The sequence below is a fragment of the Bacillus sp. FSL H8-0534 genome (assembly GCF_038005885.1).
GTDB lineage: Bacteria > Bacillota > Bacilli > Bacillales > Bacillaceae_G > Bacillus_A > Bacillus_A pseudomycoides.
This window is the reverse complement of sequence record NZ_JBBOUC010000001.1, coordinates 386,076-404,389: the sequence shown is the minus strand read 5'-3', so window position 1 is coordinate 404,389 and position 18,314 is coordinate 386,076. Positions and strand designations below refer to the sequence as shown.

At 33.3% G+C, this 18,314-nt stretch carries 15 protein-coding genes, 1 tRNA gene and 2 pseudogenes; 6 read left to right on the top strand and 12 right to left on the bottom strand.

Annotation, left to right across the window (positions count from 1 at the left end; genetic code table 11):
• Positions 1-55: 55 nt before the first annotated feature.
• Positions 56-403 carry a YkgJ family cysteine cluster protein gene (locus MHH71_RS02235; protein ID WP_006097101.1) on the top strand — a complete coding sequence of 116 codons (348 nt, stop codon included), beginning with the start codon at positions 56-58 and terminating at the stop codon, positions 401-403.
• 297 nt (positions 404-700) lie between these two features.
• On the opposite strand, the gene MHH71_RS02230 is transcribed toward MHH71_RS02235, so the two are convergent.
• The 4 genes from MHH71_RS02230 to MHH71_RS02215 form a co-directional block, all read right to left on the bottom strand.
• Positions 701-1,228 (bottom strand): hypothetical protein, encoded by a 528-nt coding sequence (locus MHH71_RS02230; protein WP_033799391.1) that lies wholly within the window; start codon positions 1,226-1,228, stop codon positions 701-703.
• Between the two features lie 189 nt (positions 1,229-1,417).
• A complete protein-coding gene (locus tag MHH71_RS02225; protein ID WP_006097103.1) occupies positions 1,418-1,630 on the bottom strand; it encodes a hypothetical protein in 213 nt (70 codons plus the stop codon).
• Between the two features lie 264 nt (positions 1,631-1,894).
• Positions 1,895-3,898, bottom strand: a complete 2,004-nt coding sequence (locus MHH71_RS02220) for a serine hydrolase (RefSeq protein ID WP_033799392.1) — start codon at positions 3,896-3,898, stop codon at positions 1,895-1,897.
• Between the two features lie 218 nt (positions 3,899-4,116).
• Positions 4,117-4,446: a hypothetical protein gene (locus MHH71_RS02215; RefSeq protein WP_006097105.1), complete on the bottom strand. Its 330-nt coding sequence runs from the start codon at positions 4,444-4,446 to the stop codon at positions 4,117-4,119.
• Here MHH71_RS02215 and MHH71_RS02210 point away from each other — a divergent pair.
• From MHH71_RS02210 to MHH71_RS02200, 3 genes and pseudogenes are all read left to right on the top strand, one after another.
• Positions 4,440-4,529: pseudogene (locus MHH71_RS02210) on the top strand (class D sortase); the annotation flags it as partial. The gene MHH71_RS02215 and the pseudogene MHH71_RS02210 sit on opposite strands and share 7 nt — an antisense overlap.
• 269 nt (positions 4,530-4,798) lie before the next feature.
• Positions 4,799-4,872 (top strand) — tRNA-Ile (locus MHH71_RS02205).
• A gap of 285 nt (positions 4,873-5,157) precedes the next feature.
• Positions 5,158-5,523 (top strand): hypothetical protein, encoded by a 366-nt coding sequence (locus MHH71_RS02200; RefSeq protein ID WP_003203567.1) that lies wholly within the window; start codon positions 5,158-5,160, stop codon positions 5,521-5,523.
• A 295-nt stretch (positions 5,524-5,818) separates the two neighbouring features.
• On the opposite strand, the gene MHH71_RS02195 is transcribed toward MHH71_RS02200, so the two are convergent.
• Positions 5,819-6,592: a class I SAM-dependent methyltransferase gene (locus MHH71_RS02195; protein ID WP_033799817.1), complete on the bottom strand. Its 774-nt coding sequence runs from the start codon at positions 6,590-6,592 to the stop codon at positions 5,819-5,821.
• Positions 6,593-7,009: 417 nt separating this feature from the next.
• Between MHH71_RS02195 and MHH71_RS02190 the strand changes: the two genes are divergently transcribed.
• Complete coding sequence (locus MHH71_RS02190) at positions 7,010-7,399, top strand: hypothetical protein (protein ID WP_018780620.1); 390 nt, start codon at positions 7,010-7,012, stop codon at positions 7,397-7,399.
• Positions 7,400-8,239: 840 nt separating this feature from the next.
• Here the strand turns inward: MHH71_RS02190 and MHH71_RS02185 are convergent.
• The 4 genes from MHH71_RS02185 to hblC all read right to left on the bottom strand — a co-directional run bounded on the left by MHH71_RS02185 (position 8,240) and on the right by hblC (position 13,423).
• Positions 8,240-9,367, bottom strand: coding sequence for an HBL/NHE enterotoxin family protein (locus tag MHH71_RS02185; RefSeq protein ID WP_003210117.1), 1,128 nt, complete (start codon positions 9,365-9,367; stop codon positions 8,240-8,242).
• Positions 9,368-9,648: 281 nt separating this feature from the next.
• Complete coding sequence (hblA, locus tag MHH71_RS02180) at positions 9,649-10,776, bottom strand: hemolysin BL binding component B (protein ID WP_018780621.1); 1,128 nt, start codon at positions 10,774-10,776, stop codon at positions 9,649-9,651.
• A gap of 36 nt (positions 10,777-10,812) precedes the next feature.
• The gene (gene hblD, locus MHH71_RS02175; RefSeq protein WP_340722270.1) at positions 10,813-12,033 is read right to left on the bottom strand and encodes a hemolysin BL lytic component L1; all 1,221 of its coding nucleotides are present in this window, start codon (positions 12,031-12,033) and stop codon (positions 10,813-10,815) included.
• 70 nt (positions 12,034-12,103) lie between these two features.
• Positions 12,104-13,423 carry a hemolysin BL lytic component L2 gene (gene hblC / locus MHH71_RS02170; protein WP_078212245.1) on the bottom strand — a complete coding sequence of 440 codons (1,320 nt, stop codon included), beginning with the start codon at positions 13,421-13,423 and terminating at the stop codon, positions 12,104-12,106.
• A gap of 739 nt (positions 13,424-14,162) precedes the next feature.
• Between hblC and MHH71_RS02165 the strand changes: the two are divergent.
• Positions 14,163-14,489: pseudogene (locus MHH71_RS02165) on the top strand (phospholipase); the annotation flags it as partial.
• 440 nt (positions 14,490-14,929) lie between these two features.
• Here MHH71_RS02165 and MHH71_RS02160 read toward each other — a convergent pair.
• From MHH71_RS02160 to MHH71_RS02150, 3 genes are all read right to left on the bottom strand, one after another.
• Complete coding sequence (locus MHH71_RS02160) at positions 14,930-15,058, bottom strand: hypothetical protein (RefSeq protein ID WP_006095044.1); 129 nt, start codon at positions 15,056-15,058, stop codon at positions 14,930-14,932.
• Positions 15,059-15,063: 5 nt separating this feature from the next.
• The gene (locus tag MHH71_RS02155; RefSeq protein WP_018780624.1) at positions 15,064-16,134 is read right to left on the bottom strand and encodes a Rap family tetratricopeptide repeat protein; all 1,071 of its coding nucleotides are present in this window, start codon (positions 16,132-16,134) and stop codon (positions 15,064-15,066) included.
• Positions 16,135-16,335: 201 nt separating this feature from the next.
• Positions 16,336-18,039, bottom strand: a complete 1,704-nt coding sequence (locus tag MHH71_RS02150) for a M4 family metallopeptidase (protein WP_018765651.1) — start codon at positions 18,037-18,039, stop codon at positions 16,336-16,338.
• Positions 18,040-18,314: the final 275 nt, after the last annotated feature.

Here is an 18,314-nt window from a genome sequence, read left to right as displayed (position 1 = left end):
AAAAACCTTATTTTTGGATTAATTATAACAATTACTTATTTTAGGAGATGATTATATGGAAGGGTTACCTTGTAATGGCTGCAAAGGAATGTGTTGCGGTCCCGTTCCAATTACAGAAGAAGAATTTAAAAAAATAAAGAAGAAAATAAAATCGATGCCTACAAAAAAACGCCTAGATTTAAAAAGTCAGCAACGATATTTTGGAACATGTATTTTCTATGACGAAATAAACGATCGTTGCGGTATTCATCCGGTACGTCCAATAATTTGCCGAGCATTTGGGTATTACAACAATCTTGTTTGTTTTCGCAAACCGGAAGTAGTTTCCGCAAAAAACTATATGAGTAACGAACAGCCCATTGGTATTTTGAGTGTTGATTTTACATGGAAAGATTTTTCTTAATGGTTTTATCTATTTTCTTAAGTTGATAGATGCAGGGTAGCACCACATCGCTATAAAGCTAAGGTTTTTCACCATCTATAAAGCAAAAAATACGTTATCATTTCCTATAATTCTATAGAAAGAATAGCGTATTTTTTTACTTTAATGGAATTTTGTTAACTTGATAGCGATGGGCGGTACCCTAAACTAAGTTAAAGCATATTTAAGTGAAATTAAACATGACAAAAAAGCATTTCACTATCAGTGAAATGCTCAGATTGTAGAAAATCTCGATGAAAATCAGTTTTTCTACTAAGCTTAATTAGATTTTACAATCGCTGATGAAACTTCATCATTCCAAGTTCTAGCTCCATCTCCCATACTAACATCAGTCAAATTAATATACTTTCCATTGTTTACAATTGCAAGTGCTCGCCCTTCTGCATTAACATGTTCATAAATAGTCGTATAATCTCCATAAGGATGTGTAAGTATAGAAGAAACATTATCATTATTAGAACCACCAAAGTTTACAACAACAACTGGGTTTCTACTTGCATTTACAGTAAAACGTGAGCCCTTCAAATCATTATCATAATAAAAAGTAGAATAAATTGATGCTAAAGGTTGCACTTTGTTGCTTTTAGGAACTGGATGGCTTTCTAAGTAATTTTCAAAATCTGTCTTGTTTTCAAATCCAATCGTTGTTTGCTCCCCATCAAATCCATCAGTTATTACTTGGTAAGGCTTTGCTGGAGAATCTGCATACGCCTGCGGGCTTGAAACACCAAATAGCATCGCGCCTGCTAATAAACCTGTAGAAAGTACTCCCATAACTCGTTTCAAATGAATCACTCCTTTATAAAATGGCTTGTAAACTAATCTTACGCCTTTTATCATTTTTTTGTAATAAATGTAAAAATTTATCAACATATTATTTTTATTCGAATAATAAGAAATATTTATTTTAATTGTTTTAACACATAATATATTTCACTTTTGTAGCCCCAATTCGTTTTTTTCGTTTTGGGGGTATCATAAAAACTTAGCTTTATGGCAATGCGGAACAGGATGTTTCTTTAGGTAATCTTCTAAATCCGTTTTGTTATCAAAACCAATAGATACTGGTTGTCCATTAAACCCTTTTGTTTTTACTTGATACGGAAACTCTTCTGCAGCAAGTGCACCTCCAGCTCTAGTCAATAGAATACCAGTTGCTAAAACCCCAACTACTAGTTTTTTTAACATAAAAAAAACTCCTTTTTTAATCTGAACGTACACTTTAGAAGACATTATATTTTTCTATAAATTGTAAATATTTAAAAATTACAGAAAAATATAATTATTTATTCCGAATATTTAATTTAAATTTGACCATGCATAATAATACTCATTAAGGGATTTAAGGCGTATCTGTGCCAAGAAGTAAAAAATATACTTCAATAAAGAAGGATAGCATCTTTATGCTATCCCTCTTTTTCTGTTCAGATATTTATTCTATTTTTGTGCAAATTAACTACCTAACATAACATATAATAACAAGGCCGCTGCCTCTTGCCGTTTCATTATTTGTTTTGATAAATAATCTGCTGATCCATCTTCATTATATATAACCTCTGGTCCGACTAAGTGATGACCTACAATGTTTTTCACAGACTCTATCGCCCAATCATCAGTTTCTCCTTTTAAAGTAGCTTCTGCAGGTGGAGCCTCTAGCATTTCTAAATAATGCCAAGCAATCCATGCTGCTTCTTGTCTAGTGATAGCACGATCTGGATAAAATTGTTCTCCCTCTTTTTCGTATAATATACCCAGTTCATATAACTTTTGAATATGAGATGCATACTGATGACCCTTTACATCAGAAAATACAGGGTCTTTTTTTGAAGGTGGTGCAAAGTACGCAATTTGAGACAACCAATATGAAAACTCTCCACGTGTAAGAGGGGCTTCAGGAACAAAATTCCCCTCCTTATTTGCTTTTAATATATCATATTGATGTAAAGGATCTATGAATTTAGCATATGGATGATTCACCTCTACATCTTGAAATCTCTTAGGTTCACTTACTTTCACCGCTGAACTACCAGAGTTCCAATGTATCATTTCTTTTACAGTACCATCTTTGTGAAGTTTAAACGCCATGTAATTACCCTTTTCATCTTCGAATAGTAAAGGATCTATTTGTTTTAATTCCTGTTTACCATACCTTTTATCAGCTACAAATAACTTTCCTTCGCTTATTTTTACATGCGTAATAAGGTTTTTCACCCGTAAATCACGGTACACACCTTCAAATTTCTTTAACTCTTCCTCGCTAGGTTTTAAATACTCTGGTTTCGTTTTATCTGGAAAATAGTGATTCATAAATTCATCAAATAATTTATAAGGAAGTAATGAACTATCTTTATTCGTGACAACAAAAACACCTAATTTATGTTCAGGAATTAACCACATTAAAGAAGAAAACCCTGGTATATTTCCACCTTTCCCAAAAACATATTGACCATTATGGCTTTGCGGTGAAAAGAATTCAAATCCATATGTCATATTGGGATACTTTGGATGCAACGCAAATTTTGTTTGTTGCATATCTTGCACAGTTTCTGTTTTTAGTATTTGTTTATTTTTGAATTTACCACCATTCAATTGAGCAATCATAAAATTGGCTACGTCACTTCCTGTAGAAAACATACTCCCTTGTGGCATGTCCGTCGGTCTTGTTTGATAAAATGGGATGACATCGCCTTTTTTATCGTATCCTGTTGCAAGCTTATCTTTAATAAAATTAGTCATAACAAAACTACTATTTTGCATCTCTAAAGGGTAAAAAATATTTTTCGCCATATATTTATAAAAAGGTGTGTCTGTCAAATTTTGAACAATATATCCTTGCAGCATAGAAGCAAAATTATCATATGTATACGTATCTCCTGGCTTTCTCACTACTGTGGGCATATTTTCTTCTACATAATCTTTAAGTTTTGTATAGTCATTTATTTGATCATGAATATCCCCCAATCTAGGATCCACATCATCAAAACCTGTTGTATGGGTGAGTAAATGTTTCATTGTAACTGGTTCACCCATATTATTTTGGTACTTTAATCCCCCCATATAATTTACTATATCTTTATTTAAATCAATTTTTCCTTGTTCAACTAACTGCATTACAGCACTAGCAGTAAAAACCTTTGATACTGACGCTAATCGAAAAACGGTTTTTTTAGGATCGATGGGAATATTCTGTTCTTTGTTGGAAAAACCGTATCCTTTTTGAAATAGAATTTGATCATCTTTGACAACGACAATAGCTACACCAGGTGCATTTTCTGCTTTCATTTTCTCTGGAATTACTTTATTTGTGAAAGCTTCTACATCTATAGCATTTAATGCTATAGAAGAAACTGTTTCAGCCTTCGAGTTATTACCACCCAAAAATACTAGAAAGAAACATAGGCTTATAACTAATAAACTTCGAAAATGATGAATAATTCTATGACTTCTTCTTTCCAAATTAATTCCCCCTTTAAAGCCAGATTTGTTGATTATTTTCTCAATGTGCTAAACATTGATCTGGATAACACAACCATATTCTACCATAATTTATTTTGTTTACATAATTTTATTTATATTCTGTAATTTCATCCTCCTCTAACTTTATAAACAGTTTGGTTCTGGCACAAAAATGTTAGTGAGAAACATAGAGTAGCAAATTCCTCTACATTTCCCTCTTATGAAGCTGAGCCAAACAATTTATGAATAAATTCTCTCTGGTTTTGGACGGACTTGTCCGGTAAAACAAATTGTCCTTTTTTCATCATATGCATGGCTGTATCTGTTCTTCTCCATTTTGCACGGGAAAAGTCTCCACTAGAGATGGTTAAGTTACCTTCCGCATGAGAAGCCGTTCCTATAGCTATTGAACCAGCACCTTCTGCATGGGCAACTTCTCCACTGGCGGTATTTATTCCTTCCGCATGGGAAGCAATTCCACTGGCAGTGGTAAAGCTCCCTTCTGCATGGGCAGCTTCTCCACTAACAATGGTACCGCTTCCTAACATTAACAACCTGTTATCCTTTTGATTATATTGGTGACGCGCCTAATCGTTATATAATTGAATCATCTTTAGTTTCTGTTCATTAAAATACTGATTTTATAGAACCTCGTTGGACGAATTCTCTCATATGTAAAATTGCATGAAAACACCAGGTAACATAATGCTATTATTTTGTTATAGATCTGCTCTATATTTTTCATTAATCATGTTGAAACCCTATAGAAAAACAATTGGTGAACTAAAGAACTGAAGGAAGGCACTCATTGAGTGTCTTTTCTTTTCATTCAAAATATTATATAATTATATCGGTATACTTCATTATTGCGATTAGCCTGGAAAACTAATCGCTTACCATGGACCTTTAGCTCAGCTGGTTAGAGCAGACGGCTCATAACCGTCCGGTCGTAGGTTCGAATCCTACAAGGTCCACTTTCACAATTCATAAACTAATTATCACAAAAAGATACTCGGAAGAGGTCTTTTCTTTTGTTTATGCCCTTCATATATAACTTGTACAAACTTTTTTCTCCCCTAATGTATATTTTATCCTTATATTTACAAATTTTCGCAGTAACCTTTTAGTATTTCGAGGAAAATCACTAAATAAGTGCATTCTTTTCTTTTTTCGACAGACACATTGCAACAAATTTAATAGAACCCTTTTGCTATTCTAATTTGGTGACTAATTGAATACTGAATGGAGTGAATTATTTTATGTTTGAAAAGCTTTCTTTGCTTTTTGTTTCCGGTGCATTATTCATGTCTTTAACAGCTTGTACACCAAATTATCAAAAAGCCTCAGCAAAGAATGAAAGTTCAGCTTCCCTGTATACCACCAAAGAATTGCAAAATGAATTCCCCATTGGGATGCCGATTGATGAATATATTGCTAAGAAAAATAAGATGAATATTAAACATCCGACTAGCATTCCTCTTCCGAATGGAAATGTAGGAAGAGTATTACAAACAACTGATGGGTTTGTTGTTATTTGTGGTAATGAAAAAGAAATTTTTAATGTAGTAGTATTTAGAACGCTGGATGAAGTAAAAGAATATGAGACGAGTTTAAGAGAAAAATAATTCCAAACAAAATGCTGGTGTTGCTTTAAAATAAAGTTTGATCAAATTGATACTAATAATCTTGATAAATAATCATAGAAAAGAGCGTGTTTTGAAAAAAGATTAATTAAAACACGCTCTTAATATTTTCAGTTGGTTTACTCTTTTATAAAAAAGTTTGATCATTTCCTATCTATGTTGCTCCACAATAGCGCCCTATTCTTGAATAGGTATATGATCGCTCACTAAGTGAATAAAGTAGTTGCCCTTATAATAGAGAAGTCAGCGCTATTTTCGTAAGCAAATTAGTGCACGCTTATTTCCTTCCACTCAAAATCACTGCATTTCCTAATACTTTTTTGTTCAATAAGAACTTTGGCAATTTCATTTCTTTAGCAAGCTTGTAGCTATTCAATTCAGATACACCATGTTTCTTTAAGACATTTAAGAGCTCTTTTTCATCCCCAAATATTTTTTCATCCATAAACAAATCTAAGAAGACAAATTCACCACCAGGTTTTAACACTCTTAATGCTTCTTTAATTACTTCAGTTTTATTTTCTCTATCTTTTACTTCATGAAAGGTTAGACAACTTACAATTATATCAAATTCATCATCATTAAAAGGGAGTTCTGCAGCACTTGCTTTCAGAAAATCAACCCTATCAGAGACCCCTTCTATTTCAGCATTCTGTTGACATTGAGCTTTCGAATATTCCCAATTCCCTCCCCAATAATCAATTCCAGTTAAAAAGGACTTAGGAAAAGTCTTTGCCAGTTTAATAATCAGTGAACCACTGCCTGTTCCTATATCTAGTATTTTTCCTTTTCCATCCCAATTCACCTTGGCAACAATTAAATCATGTATTTTTGACTGATAATTCCCTCCAAATGCTGCGAATTGGTAAACTGAATAAGAAAGTATGAATGCTATATACATAAAAGGCAACGCTAAAACCCCTGACAGGACTCGCAGATATAAATTAACAGGTAATAATGTTACCAAGAGAAAAATGAGTGAAATAACAAAAAAAATAAGTAGTTTGTAAATTCGTATCCAAGTTTGATATTTAGCTTTCGTTTTCAAGATATCAGCCATCCTAAAATAATCTATTTTTTGTTTGTTATAATTATATAGGAAATTAATACCCCTTTGTTAGGTCTTTAAAGATATTCTTATTAAATAATCCTGCCCTATAGTTTAACAAGTTATGTTTGCAGCAGGTGAGGTAAGAAAAATAGTTGCGGAAGAATTAGAAAAAGCGAGGATGGATCCCAGGACAGGGCGAAAACCAATGTCTTCACCAAGATTCGTGGTTCTAATGTTAGAAAAAGGCGAATAGAAATATAGGTGTACCGCCATATATCCATCAACTTAAGAAGTTTATAACGCCCATCAAAACAAAAAAATATACATTTTTTTGTTTTGGAGTACTTATATTTTCATAGCTTGATGCGCATGTAGTGATATCTCCCCATTAGTAAAATTCTCTGGAGGTGTATGGATATGGACTGGCATAGTATTACATTGACGGCAGCCGGGGTCATCGGCGGTGGTACCGCGATAGTTCACGGCATACTGATGAAACGGCTGATAATCAAGCCGATTGAGGCAGTTTTTGTGACGAATGGGCAGATATCTGCACCGATACAAAAACTCGTACGATTGCTTTTGCATTTTACCACGCTCAATTGGTTAATCAGCGGGCTCACCTTGATTGCCGCCGCAATCTGGTTCAAGCAGGATGCAAGGCTCGTGACTGGCCTACTTGCAGGTAGCTCTTTTCTATATGGTGCTATCATCTCTTTTTGGGTAATGCGCCGCCCTCATCCTAGCTGGATTTTATTGTCCGTTGCGCTCCTTTTAATCGTCTTGGGGCTAACGCCAGTGGCCTAAGGCCCTACTTAAACTCATTAGACATGAGCGATTCCGTGGAACGAAAATCATCAAATAGAGGAAGATGAACCTCGATTTATTTTACTAAATAAATCTCAAAAGCAACGTTCGAAATGGTTAAAGGGTATAGGTTACACAGCTTTTGTTTGGCCTGCTTTATTTTGATTGATACATATTTACTGGGCAATTGGTGGTACCTTAATAGTAGCAAAGAGGATCTGTGTAGTAACGGAACAAGAACGGCAATAACTTAGATTTATGTTGGCTTGTACTACAAGTAGTTTGTTTTTAGAAAAGAAATTTTTTATTAAAAGGTTGTTTAAATAGTATGCTTAGTATTTATTGATACATAATAAAAGAGTTCAATAACATAAGTTATATGGGATACAGCCACATCACCATCAAGCTAAGAAAAAGAATTACCCCCAAGACGGAAAAAATATACTATTCCTTTAATTGAGGTCACTATACATACCAATTTAAAAGGAATAGTATATTTTTCGGTAGGATAAACCGAAGGAGTTCTCCAAATGCTGATGATGTTCCACATAAAGAAAATGCATGAACCAAAAGATAAATTTCTCACCAACAAGTAGATTTTTCTAAAGATTAAATGGAATTTGTCCATACATTATTTTTACATTTATTATACTTGCACCTAAATAGTCTTTATGACCTATTCTTTATAATTTTTGAAGACTTTTTTCAATCATTTTTAATTTTCTGCACCAGAGCCCTCAAGAGAGCAAACCGCTCTCTTTTTTATCATGGCAGAACTTTAACGTCTAACTTAAGTTTGCCATGTTTATTCAAAAGCTTTAAAAAAGAACCGATATCTCCTTATTTTTGTGGAGTGACGGGTTGCATTTTTAATTCTTTTATCCCTTCTTTTAATGTGAACGCATCTGTTCTTACTGTTTTCCAACTGTCTTTAGCTGCATTCAAGTTGGGTAGTAAGAATTTAAATTTATTTTGATCAGCTTTTTCAGATGCCTTATCAATAAATTGTAGAACTGATCCATATTGACGATCTAAATCACTCCATTGGTCGTACATAAAAGTAAGAGATTTCAGAGCATTATCAATCGCACTATGCATCTGATCAATATTATTAAACGCAACTCCAACTACACGATTTAATGTTAGTTTATAATCTACAGTCTGACGTAATTTTGCTAATTCTGGCTCTAACCAGCCTAACTTACTTCTTGCATCACCTATCATTATACCACCAGAAATCATTACGGGAAAAAACGGAATCTTTACCATTGTCAATCCTTTAGATTCTATGTCTTTCTGATAGTTTACTTGTCCTAAAACTTCATTTAGACGCTTTTGATCGTCCTCAACCGCAGCTCCTTGGTTTTTTAAAATCGACTGCAAGAGATCTTTATCGCTTCCAAATGCTCTAACATCTTGTCCAATATCGTCTTTTAACTTAGTTAATTCTTGTATTAATTTTTGTGCATACTCTTCATTTTGTTGAATTTCACCTCGTAAATCTGTAATCCCTTTTTTAAGAATATCTCCGTTCCCTGTATGAATTGCCTCTACTAATGTTCCATAATGATTATCAAATTTTGTATCGTATTCAATAATGCCTGTCAATGTATCTAAAAGCTGTCCTTTTATTTGCGTATCCCATTTAACAGCATGTTCTCTTGCATTCTTTTGATCTTGTACAATTTTAATAGGTAAATCTGCATACCCATTAATAATAATCCCTTCAAAATTCACATCTGGATTATTAATTAACAAACAAGAATAGTCATTCATAGATTTTGCAAATACCCCAGCATCTTGCAAAGCTGTTTTCATCTTCTCTTCATTTGCTGAAAGAGACATATCTCCAGTGTTAGTTTGTTCAATTTCACTTGCAAAAGTTGCTACTGGTGTGACTGCATAAGTGGTTGTCATAGTTAAAAACGTTGATACAGCGAGTATTTTATAAGGGAGTTTTTTCATCATTTCATATTCCTCCTATATAGGTTTTGATTGTAAGTTCATTTCTCCTTTAAAAGCGATATCTTTTGAAGCTAGTTCTGCATCGTTATGAATATCATTTCAACTTTGTTTAGCAGCCTTTAAATCATCAAGTATTAAAGAAAATTTATAGTGAAAGGCGAAGTCTTGAATCAGACTTCGCCTTTTCGTTATATAGGGATTTACTAATTATTTTATAACCATTTAACAATGTAATCATAGATTCTCTATGTTTTGAGTAACTTTGCAACGGAACCAATATTTCCTTATTTTTGCGGAGTAACAGATTCCACTTTTAATTCTTTTATCCCTTCTTTTAATGTGACAGCATCTGTTCTTAATGTTTTCCAACTGTCTTTAGCAGCATTCAAGTTAGGTTTTAAGAATTTAAATTTATTTTGATCAGCTTTTTGAGATGCATTATTAATATGTCCCAGTACTCCCGAATATTGAGAATCTAAATCATGCCATTGCGTGGACATATAAGTAAGAGCATTAATAGCATCATCAAGTGCCTTATGCATCTCACTAATATTAATATAGGCAACTCCAACTACACGATTTAATGTTATTTTATAGTCTACAGTCTGACGTAATTCTGCTAATGTAGGCTCTAACTTAGATAAATTATCTCTTGCTATACCCACTATGATACCGCCAATGATCGGTAGGCCCAAAATAGCGCCCTTCATTACATTAAATCCATCAGACTCTAATTTTTTATAATAGTTTACTGAGTCTAAAATTTGTTGTAGACGCTTTTCATCGGCCTCCACATCAGCACCTTGGTTTTTTAAAATCGAACTCAACAGCTCTTTATTGCTTCCAAATGCTCTAACATCTTTTCCAATCTCGTTTCTTAAGTTAGTTAAATCGTCTATTAATTTTTGTGCAGACTTTTGGTTTTGTTGAATCTCACCTCGTAAATCTGTAATCCCTTCTTTTAAAGTCTCTCCATCTCCTGTATTAATCGCATCTACAATTGTTTCATAATAATTGTCAAATGTTGTATCGTATTCAATAATGCCTGTCAATGTATCTAAAAGTTGTTTTTTTACTTGCGTATCCCATATAACAGCATGTGCTCTTGCATTCTTTTGATCTTGTACAATTCTGCCAGGTAAATCTACATATCCATTAATATTAATTCCTTCAAAGTTCACATCTGGATTTTTAATTAACATATAAGAATAGGCATTCATAGATTTTGCAAATAACCCAGCCTTTTGCAAGGCTTCTTTCATTTTCGCTTCATTTGCTGAAAGAGACGTCTCTCCATTGTTCGTTTGTTCAATTCCACTTGCATAAGCTGCTACTGGTGAGACTACAGAAGTTGTTGTCAAGGTTAAAAATGCCGATGCAGCGATTAGTTTGTAAGGGATTTTTTTCATCATTTCATATTCCTCCAATATAGGTTTTGATTGTAAGTTCTATTCTTGTTTAAAAGCGATGTCTTTCGAAATGAATTCTGCATCTTTATGAATATCACTCCAGCTTTGTTTAGCAGCTTTTAAATCATCAAGTATTAAAGAGAATTTATGTTCTTGCATAGAGTCGATATTATCATGTAAATCTGTATAATTGGCCCCCATTTTATTCCATTGTTGTTGGATGCTTGTTAGAGACAGTATTGCTTGATCCACTGTTTGATACAGATCTGTCAAAGTTGCTTTCGCGTTAGTAAGCGAAATAACTGCTTGGCTAGCAAGATCGGCTTTCGTACTTAATTCTCCGATTTTTTTAGAAATTTCGTTATAAGAGTTCATATGATTAGACGCCGTGACACCAGCTGCTGTTCCTAAACCGATACCAGCTGCACCGAGAGCCGAAAGTCCGCCAATAACGGCCGGTGTTGCTGTACCGCCAGTCACAACAATTACTACCGCTCCTGCAATAGCTCCAATAACTAAAATGGCTGCTCCCAATCCACCACCGATTGACCATGCTAATACATTGTTAAAATGCTCTGTCTGAGTAGAACGTAGCTTCTCAATTTCAGCTTGAATTTGTGGAATTAGGGCATTATTTCCGGCTAATAGTGCCGTTAATCCACCTTTCCCATCTGGGCCACCAACATTATTTTTAAACCCTATAGAATTGTCATACAGTTTTGCTTTAAAGTCTTGTAACATCTTAATTACTTCTGTAACTTCTTTTGAATTTGTATTAATTGTAGTGATTAGATCATTTAGGCCCTCTTTTAACTCTGCTTTATCTTTCTTTTGTACAGCAGCTTCCAATACATCGTAATAATTTTTAAATTGTTCATCGTAATTTACAATATTACGTGCTGTTTTTTGAATCTTCGGCTTCGCTGTATCTAACCAATAATTCGCATTGATTCGTGACAATTCCTGATTAAGGTGAATATTTTTAATTAATTCTGCTCCTTCTGAACCTAAATCAATATTGGATAAATTTATATTTGGTTGTTTAATCATTGTTTTTGCGTACAAATCCATTACAAGAAGATTAGATCCTGTTTGAGCTAATGCTTTCTTCAGCCCTTCAGGCCCTAACTCATAATTCCCTACTTTTTGTTCTTGAGCGGTCTGTTCTTGTGCAAGTACATGAATAGTGTTACCGTTCGTAGCAGTTATAAATGTTGCTAGAGTGGCTACAGCTAACACTTTAAATGGAAGTTTTTTCATAACTATTCTCCTTCTCAGTTTTTTGATAGATTCTTATAATCTCTATATTATTTTTATTAAATTCTAAATATTAAAACTTATAAACTTGTTCTTCAAGGTAACTTGTTACATTTTTTAATTGTCTTAATGTATCCTTTTGAGACTGCTGGTCAGTTGTATCAACATTAGTAGATAAGTTTGTAATACTATTTTTGATTAGACCCAAATCTTCTTTATAGCGTTTTAGTAGGTCAAGTTCTACATCTACTTGATTTGCAAATGTATGTAAATCATTTTGCATAATAAGAAGCATAGATTTTTGTAAATCTGCTACTGTTAGGTTCTTTGTTAAATCATAAAATTTTTGGTTTTGTGTCTCTAAATCATCTAAATGCGCTCGTTGCTCTGCTGTTAGTTTATTTACTTCAGCGAAGGCACTATATGTTTTTTTAATTTTTTCAGGGTCAATAACTTTCGTAAGGTCATACTCTTTTGTCTTTGTAACTGCAGCTGCAGCTATTTCAGCTTGTTTGCTTTTCTCAATTGCTTCACGAGCTTCTTTTTTGGCAGCTTCAATCTCTAAAGCAGATTTACCTTTTTCTTTCGCTTCTTGCTCTGCTTTTTTCTCTGCTTCTAAAATAGAGTTGTTAATTTCTTTTCCTTTGTTATACGCTGCCACCGCTGTTTGGGCAGCCGGTTCAATGATATCTTTTGAAAGATTATAGACTTCTTTGAATATAGTAAGTCCTTGTTCATTTAAAGCTCCCGGTAACAATGCTATTTGTTGTAAATCATTTTGAATTGATTTTTGGGTATTTTGTAATTCATTTTTTAGCTGGTCTATTTTCCCTGTTCCCTCTGAACTTAGTACACCCTGTGCTTTTGTCACATCAGTATCGAGATCTTTAAGCTTATTATCAAGCTGTAATTTAAGATCTGTTAATTCATTAATCTGACGTTGTACGTTTTCTTGGTTTGTCATAGCTTTATCTTGAAGAACTTCAAGTCTATCCAAGAACCCTTCTTTATCTTCTTTATTATCTACAAACTGTTTTAATGTTGGGTAATAGCTATTAAATTGAGTTACAAATCCTTTACTTTTTGAATTTAATAGAATTAATTTTGGATAAAGTTCCGATGACCATTCTGTCATATCTTTCTTGATTAGGGATTGGTTCGTATTTAAAGATGGAACTTCCTCTAGCTGTACATTAGGACTCATTAAAGCTTGATCTATATATGTTTGGATTAATTTAGATTGCGCACCTAATTTTCGTAATGATGAGGAAATATCCGTGTTCTCTTGTTGCGTTTCTGCCTTAACGATTGGCGTTGCGAGAGTATTGATAGGAATAGCTGCCCCAGTAACAATGGATGTTATTAAAAATCCTTTAATTATTTTATTTTTCATTCAGTACACCTCTTTACTATTGTCTTTTTACAATCTTATTCATATATCTTGAACGACCTAGCGCTAGGCTCTCTCCTTGCACACGCTTGAGGAAGGAGAATTCTTTCGGATAGAGTGTTAAACTCTGGTTATTATTTACTTCTCATAGAATGTAAGGACCTTACTTCCCCCTCATTTAAACACTATGTTTTTAATAAGTAAACAATAAAATTCCATCATTTATATTTAATAATTCAGATATTTTGTATTTATAATATAAAAAAATTATATTAAAAAAAGTTAAATATTATTAATCACTTCACTAAGTGAAATAATTATACTATGATAATTAAACCTAAAATATAGTGATTTTCATTGATCTATATTAATCTCTTGCTAAAAAATGTTTTCAATATAATTTAATGGTACTTCATATATAATTTTACTTTATTTGGAAATGCACAATTACATATAAATATAGTCATATCAACCATAAATAACTCATACTATTATTATCTTATGAATAGTAATTTAATTTTCCATAAACATTACAGGGGAAATTTTCTTCTAGGGGTTCAGCCGAGATACGTGTAAAAACGGGGCACAGTGATATAATATTTACCAATCTATTATTATTTAGGTTGTAATTAAAATGAACATTTTTGCTATAGACAGCAATATTAAGAAATAGATTATTAAAACAGTATTCCTATTACTTTATCATCTTTATTATTTTATAAGATGGATCTAATTAACTTCCCATAACGATTTGAAAAATGCATTTTTCTATTTAGGATTATCACTTCATTATTTAGGAGATGTTAATCAGCCTATGCATGCAGCAAACTTTACTAATGTTTCGCTTCCAGTTGCCTTACACTCAAAATATGAAAACTTCGTCGCTACTGTAAAAGACAATTATAAAGTAAAAGATGGAAATGGCTATTTGAACTGGAAAAGTGTAAATCCAGAAGACTGGGTTCACGCTTCTGCAGTTGGTGCAAAAGCTGTTTTCCCATTAATTGTACATGATAAGACGAAAGAGTTGTTTATAGATGCCACTGTATCACAAGACGCTGCTGATAAAGTGAAACTTTAATCAGTGGGGGTTTTCTCCATCCCCCACTGATTATTAGTTGAACCAATCGGGCTTTTACGGGCAGTTTATCTCCCACCTAGCTTCTTTAGAAAAGCGGAAGCGGCTCGCTCAGAATCGCAGGACGTTGGAGCCTCCGACAGAGAGGCGCTTTTTGCCTCGTCCGAGAGGGCGAAACGACCGGAGATTCTAGCCGCTAGAGCTGGACAATGCTTTCGCAGAATTTTGAGGCGGGAGTATTACTGCCCACAAATAGCGGAATAAACGGCGTGTTGAAGTAACACCGGTGACCGGAAAACGTTTAATGGAGGCGCAACGTATTACACAGCTGGATATATCCACTTATAGTTTGATACGTATGTGAATCATAAATAATAAAATAATTGAAAAAAGAGAGTCCCTTTTCCCAAAAAGGCACTCTCTTTTTTCAATTAGATAGTTTCTCCATGATCTAAACAAAGTAGATTAGCTTTAGCTGATGGCTCTTCAATAGATTGATTAGCAACACCAAAAGATAAAATCCCTGTAAAAATCATTACAGTTAAAAGTACTTTTTTCATTATTTTTAGGCTCCCTTCTCCAAATCTTTTTTGTCAGCATCTAGGGCAATGTGAAAGAATCTACTGGCTTTTTCATCATTGCTTAGGTCATAGAATTTATTTCCAAGAATTGAAGCATATTCTTTTACATGACCCCATAGATTTTCTTTCTTGAAGTAATATATTCCTGTCATAATAACTTTCTCTAGTTCCTCAATCTCTGCTCCCTTATTCAGTTCTCTTAAGATAGCAAAATGGCACTTATATTCTTTAAGTTTTGTAAGGTTATATCCTTGTTCAATTAGATCTGCAGCAAGAAAATTTTCTCCTAACTTATAGTATTCCCTAGCTAATAAAAACATAGTTTTAGGGTTATTTTTTAAGGAATCCTTTAAATACTTAATCGCTAACTCTGAAAGGTTTTGATCAGCATATAATAATCCTAAATTATGTTTCACTTTAGCTATTAGTTGTTCTTCGCCATATTTTTCAAATATTCTAAGAGCTGAAATGAAATTTTCCTCAGCAATTTCATACAGCCTAAGTTTAGTACAAGCAAGTCCTATGGTGTTTTGACAGGAAGCAACTTTCATTTCATATCCTGTATGCTTCGAAAATACCTCTTTTGCCTTATTAGCATATTTAGCAGCCAACAACGGGTTTAAGGATTGATAATGGAATACTGCAAACATGTAATCAAATTCAGCCTTTTCTAATTCATCTGGAATAGTTGCTAAGAGTTTTTCAGCCTTCTCATATTGTTCTTTAGCTTCATTATGATTTCCAACTGAAATTGCATAAATAGCTTTGAAGAAATGATAATAATATTTCAAAAATGTTTCGGTTTGTTCTGGAAATGGAGCAATCTTTTCTAGACAGTCTTTAGAACCATCTATATCACAAACCAGTAAATTATATCTAAAGTTAAGTAGGGAATAATAGATAGAGATATTAGAGTCTTCTTCAATACTATGAATATTTCTATCAATCTCTTCTTTTAAGTGTTTAGCTTTTATTATATGTTGAGAAATAATTGCATTATACCAACTGCTTAATAATGTTATTATTTCTTCTTTTGCTATTATATGTGTATCCATAATATTCTTCATCCTATTATATTAATATTATAACAAAAAAACAAATTTTCCGACATTTTATTCTGTAAAAAGCTAGATAGTACCTAAGGTACTATCTAACTTTCCATAATGTTGTCGAAACAATAGCAGAACCTGGCTTATCCTCTTGCTTATACAACCATTATGTGTTGAGTCCATCAATACGGATAAGAACTATATTTCTTACTTAATTTTTGCTGCATCAAAAGCTTTTTGAACTGCTTGAACCTCAGTTGAGTTCGCCCCATATTTATTTGCTGCAACTCGAAGGCATGCCGATCTCAATTCGGAGAAACCAGAAGTCATGTTTAATTCATCAGTGTTTGCATAATGGAAAATATCAAACATTTTATCCTCGCCAATACCTTTTACAGTTACACCGTTATGAGTGCCACCTTTTGCAATTAAATACGCAACTTTATTAATAATACTTGAGTTGAAATGAACACCTCCATTATCCCATCCATTAAAATCGTTAAATTCACTATAATCATCTGGATACGGTACTCCAGTTGAAGAAGGAACTGAAGATGGATTTGCCATATCACGGAAAACTGATCCAGTTTGTTCTCCCATTGTCCAGTTAAATTTCCCCTTGTTTATATATTTCTCAATAGCTGTTCCCATAATATCAGATAACGCCTCGTTAATCGCACCAGATTCTCCGGAATATTCAAGATTAGATTCGCTAGATGTAACCGCATGTGTAAATTCATGTCCTGCTACGTCAAATGCCTTTACAATAGGATCTCCATATACAAGCATGCTACCATTATTAGCACTTAATGCGTTCTGCCAATTCTTCGGATCATTTGTATCTTCAGAATCCCAGGCATGTACAACTGAAACTACTTTTTGTCCCTTATTATCAAAACTATTACGCTTGTATTTATCTTTATAAAAATCATATACCTTTGTTGCTAAGAAATGAGCACTTACCGCTTTTGGATCATTAAATGTTGTTGAAGTGCTAGTTGCTAGTGTACCAGGGTAATAGCTTTCCTCTTTAGTAATATCTCTGTAATTCACATCATACGTTTCAATTCCTTGCCCTCTAGTGTAATCAGCAAGTGCATATTTCCCATTACTTTGTTTAGAAATACCAAATGTACGAGATATACCTAAATCATCTTTTCCTGTTCCAGTTAATGATGTAAGATTGCTTTTTCTACTTTCCTTTAAGGCTCCAACAAGCTTTTCACTTGCTTTTAAATCTGATTCTTGTACCATATTTTTTAACATATCACCATTATGAGCATTCACTAAATAGGTTCCAGATACATAGTTTGGTGTTGCAGCAGCAAATGTAACTTGGTATGCATTGCTGGCTTGTCCATTATTTTCATCAACAAAAATAACTTCCTTTACTTCTGGCTCAGAAATAAACTTGATATCATTACCGTACTTCGTATAAATATATTGTTTCGCTTCTTCTTGTGATAGATTAATAGGCTTCTTTAAATCTTCTTGTTTTAAATTTTGCGCGCTATCTCCTGAAACACTTTTAATAACACCCTTTTTATCTACGTGTGCAGTCAATTGATGCCCATATACTTCTTTTCCTTCATATGTTTGTTGCATACGCACAAGTGTAGTTCCATCATAAGAACCACGCTTTTGAAGAACCTTATAATCTACTCCCGTTTCTCCATTAACTTGTTTTGGAGACAAAGCTTGCTCTGTCTTCTCCTTAAGAGCATCTTTTACTACATTTTCTGGTGCCTTTTGTGATGGTCGTGTAAGTTCACCTGTACGAAACGAATCCTCTTGCATTTGAACTTGTAGTTGATCTGTTTCCTCCGCATGACCTAGTCCATATGGTGTTACAGTTGTTAAAGCTAATCCTGTTGTTAATGCAACTGTAGCTAATGTTTTTTTATTTTTCATGTTTTTCACCTCGTATAATTTTCTGAAATATTAAACTTGTAAAAAGTATACTGTCTATTCTTGTCAAAAAAAAGAGAAAATGCCGAATTTATGTAACATTATGCAAAATTACATAATTTAATGTCGATAATCCGTTATTTAAATTCAATTATTCTAGAAAAAATTAATGTTTATAATGAATGGGATATTTTAAAGGAAAACGGTTGAAGAAGGTAATTCTTTTAGTAGCCGGTTACGTGGGCCAAGAATATATATTCGAGGAGAGAAATTATACT

What these genes read in the sequence shown, in the direction of transcription:
- MHH71_RS02235 (WP_006097101.1), top strand. Translation starts at nt 56, where the DNA reads ATGGAAGGGTTACCTTGTAATGGCTGCAAAGGAATGTGTTGCGGTCCC.
- MHH71_RS02225 (WP_006097103.1), bottom strand. Translation starts at nt 1,630, where the DNA reads ATGTTAAAAAAACTAGTAGTTGGGGTTTTAGCAACTGGTATTCTATTG.
- MHH71_RS02215 (WP_006097105.1), bottom strand. Translation starts at nt 4,446, where the DNA reads ATGTTAGGAAGCGGTACCATTGTTAGTGGAGAAGCTGCCCATGCAGAA.
- MHH71_RS02200 (WP_003203567.1), top strand. Translation starts at nt 5,158, where the DNA reads ATGTTTGAAAAGCTTTCTTTGCTTTTTGTTTCCGGTGCATTATTCATG.
- MHH71_RS02190 (WP_018780620.1), top strand. Translation starts at nt 7,010, where the DNA reads ATGGACTGGCATAGTATTACATTGACGGCAGCCGGGGTCATCGGCGGT.
- MHH71_RS02185 (WP_003210117.1), bottom strand. Translation starts at nt 9,367, where the DNA reads ATGATGAAAAAACTCCCTTATAAAATACTCGCTGTATCAACGTTTTTA.
- hblA (WP_018780621.1), bottom strand. Translation starts at nt 10,776, where the DNA reads ATGATGAAAAAAATCCCTTACAAACTAATCGCTGCATCGGCATTTTTA.
- hblD (WP_340722270.1), bottom strand. Translation starts at nt 12,033, where the DNA reads ATGAAAAAACTTCCATTTAAAGTGTTAGCTGTAGCCACTCTAGCAACA.
- hblC (WP_078212245.1), bottom strand. Translation starts at nt 13,423, where the DNA reads ATGAAAAATAAAATAATTAAAGGATTTTTAATAACATCCATTGTTACT.
- MHH71_RS02160 (WP_006095044.1), bottom strand. Translation starts at nt 15,058, where the DNA reads ATGAAAAAAGTACTTTTAACTGTAATGATTTTTACAGGGATTTTATCT.
- MHH71_RS02155 (WP_018780624.1), bottom strand. Translation starts at nt 16,134, where the DNA reads ATGGATACACATATAATAGCAAAAGAAGAAATAATAACATTATTAAGC.
- MHH71_RS02150 (WP_018765651.1), bottom strand. Translation starts at nt 18,039, where the DNA reads ATGAAAAATAAAAAAACATTAGCTACAGTTGCATTAACAACAGGATTA.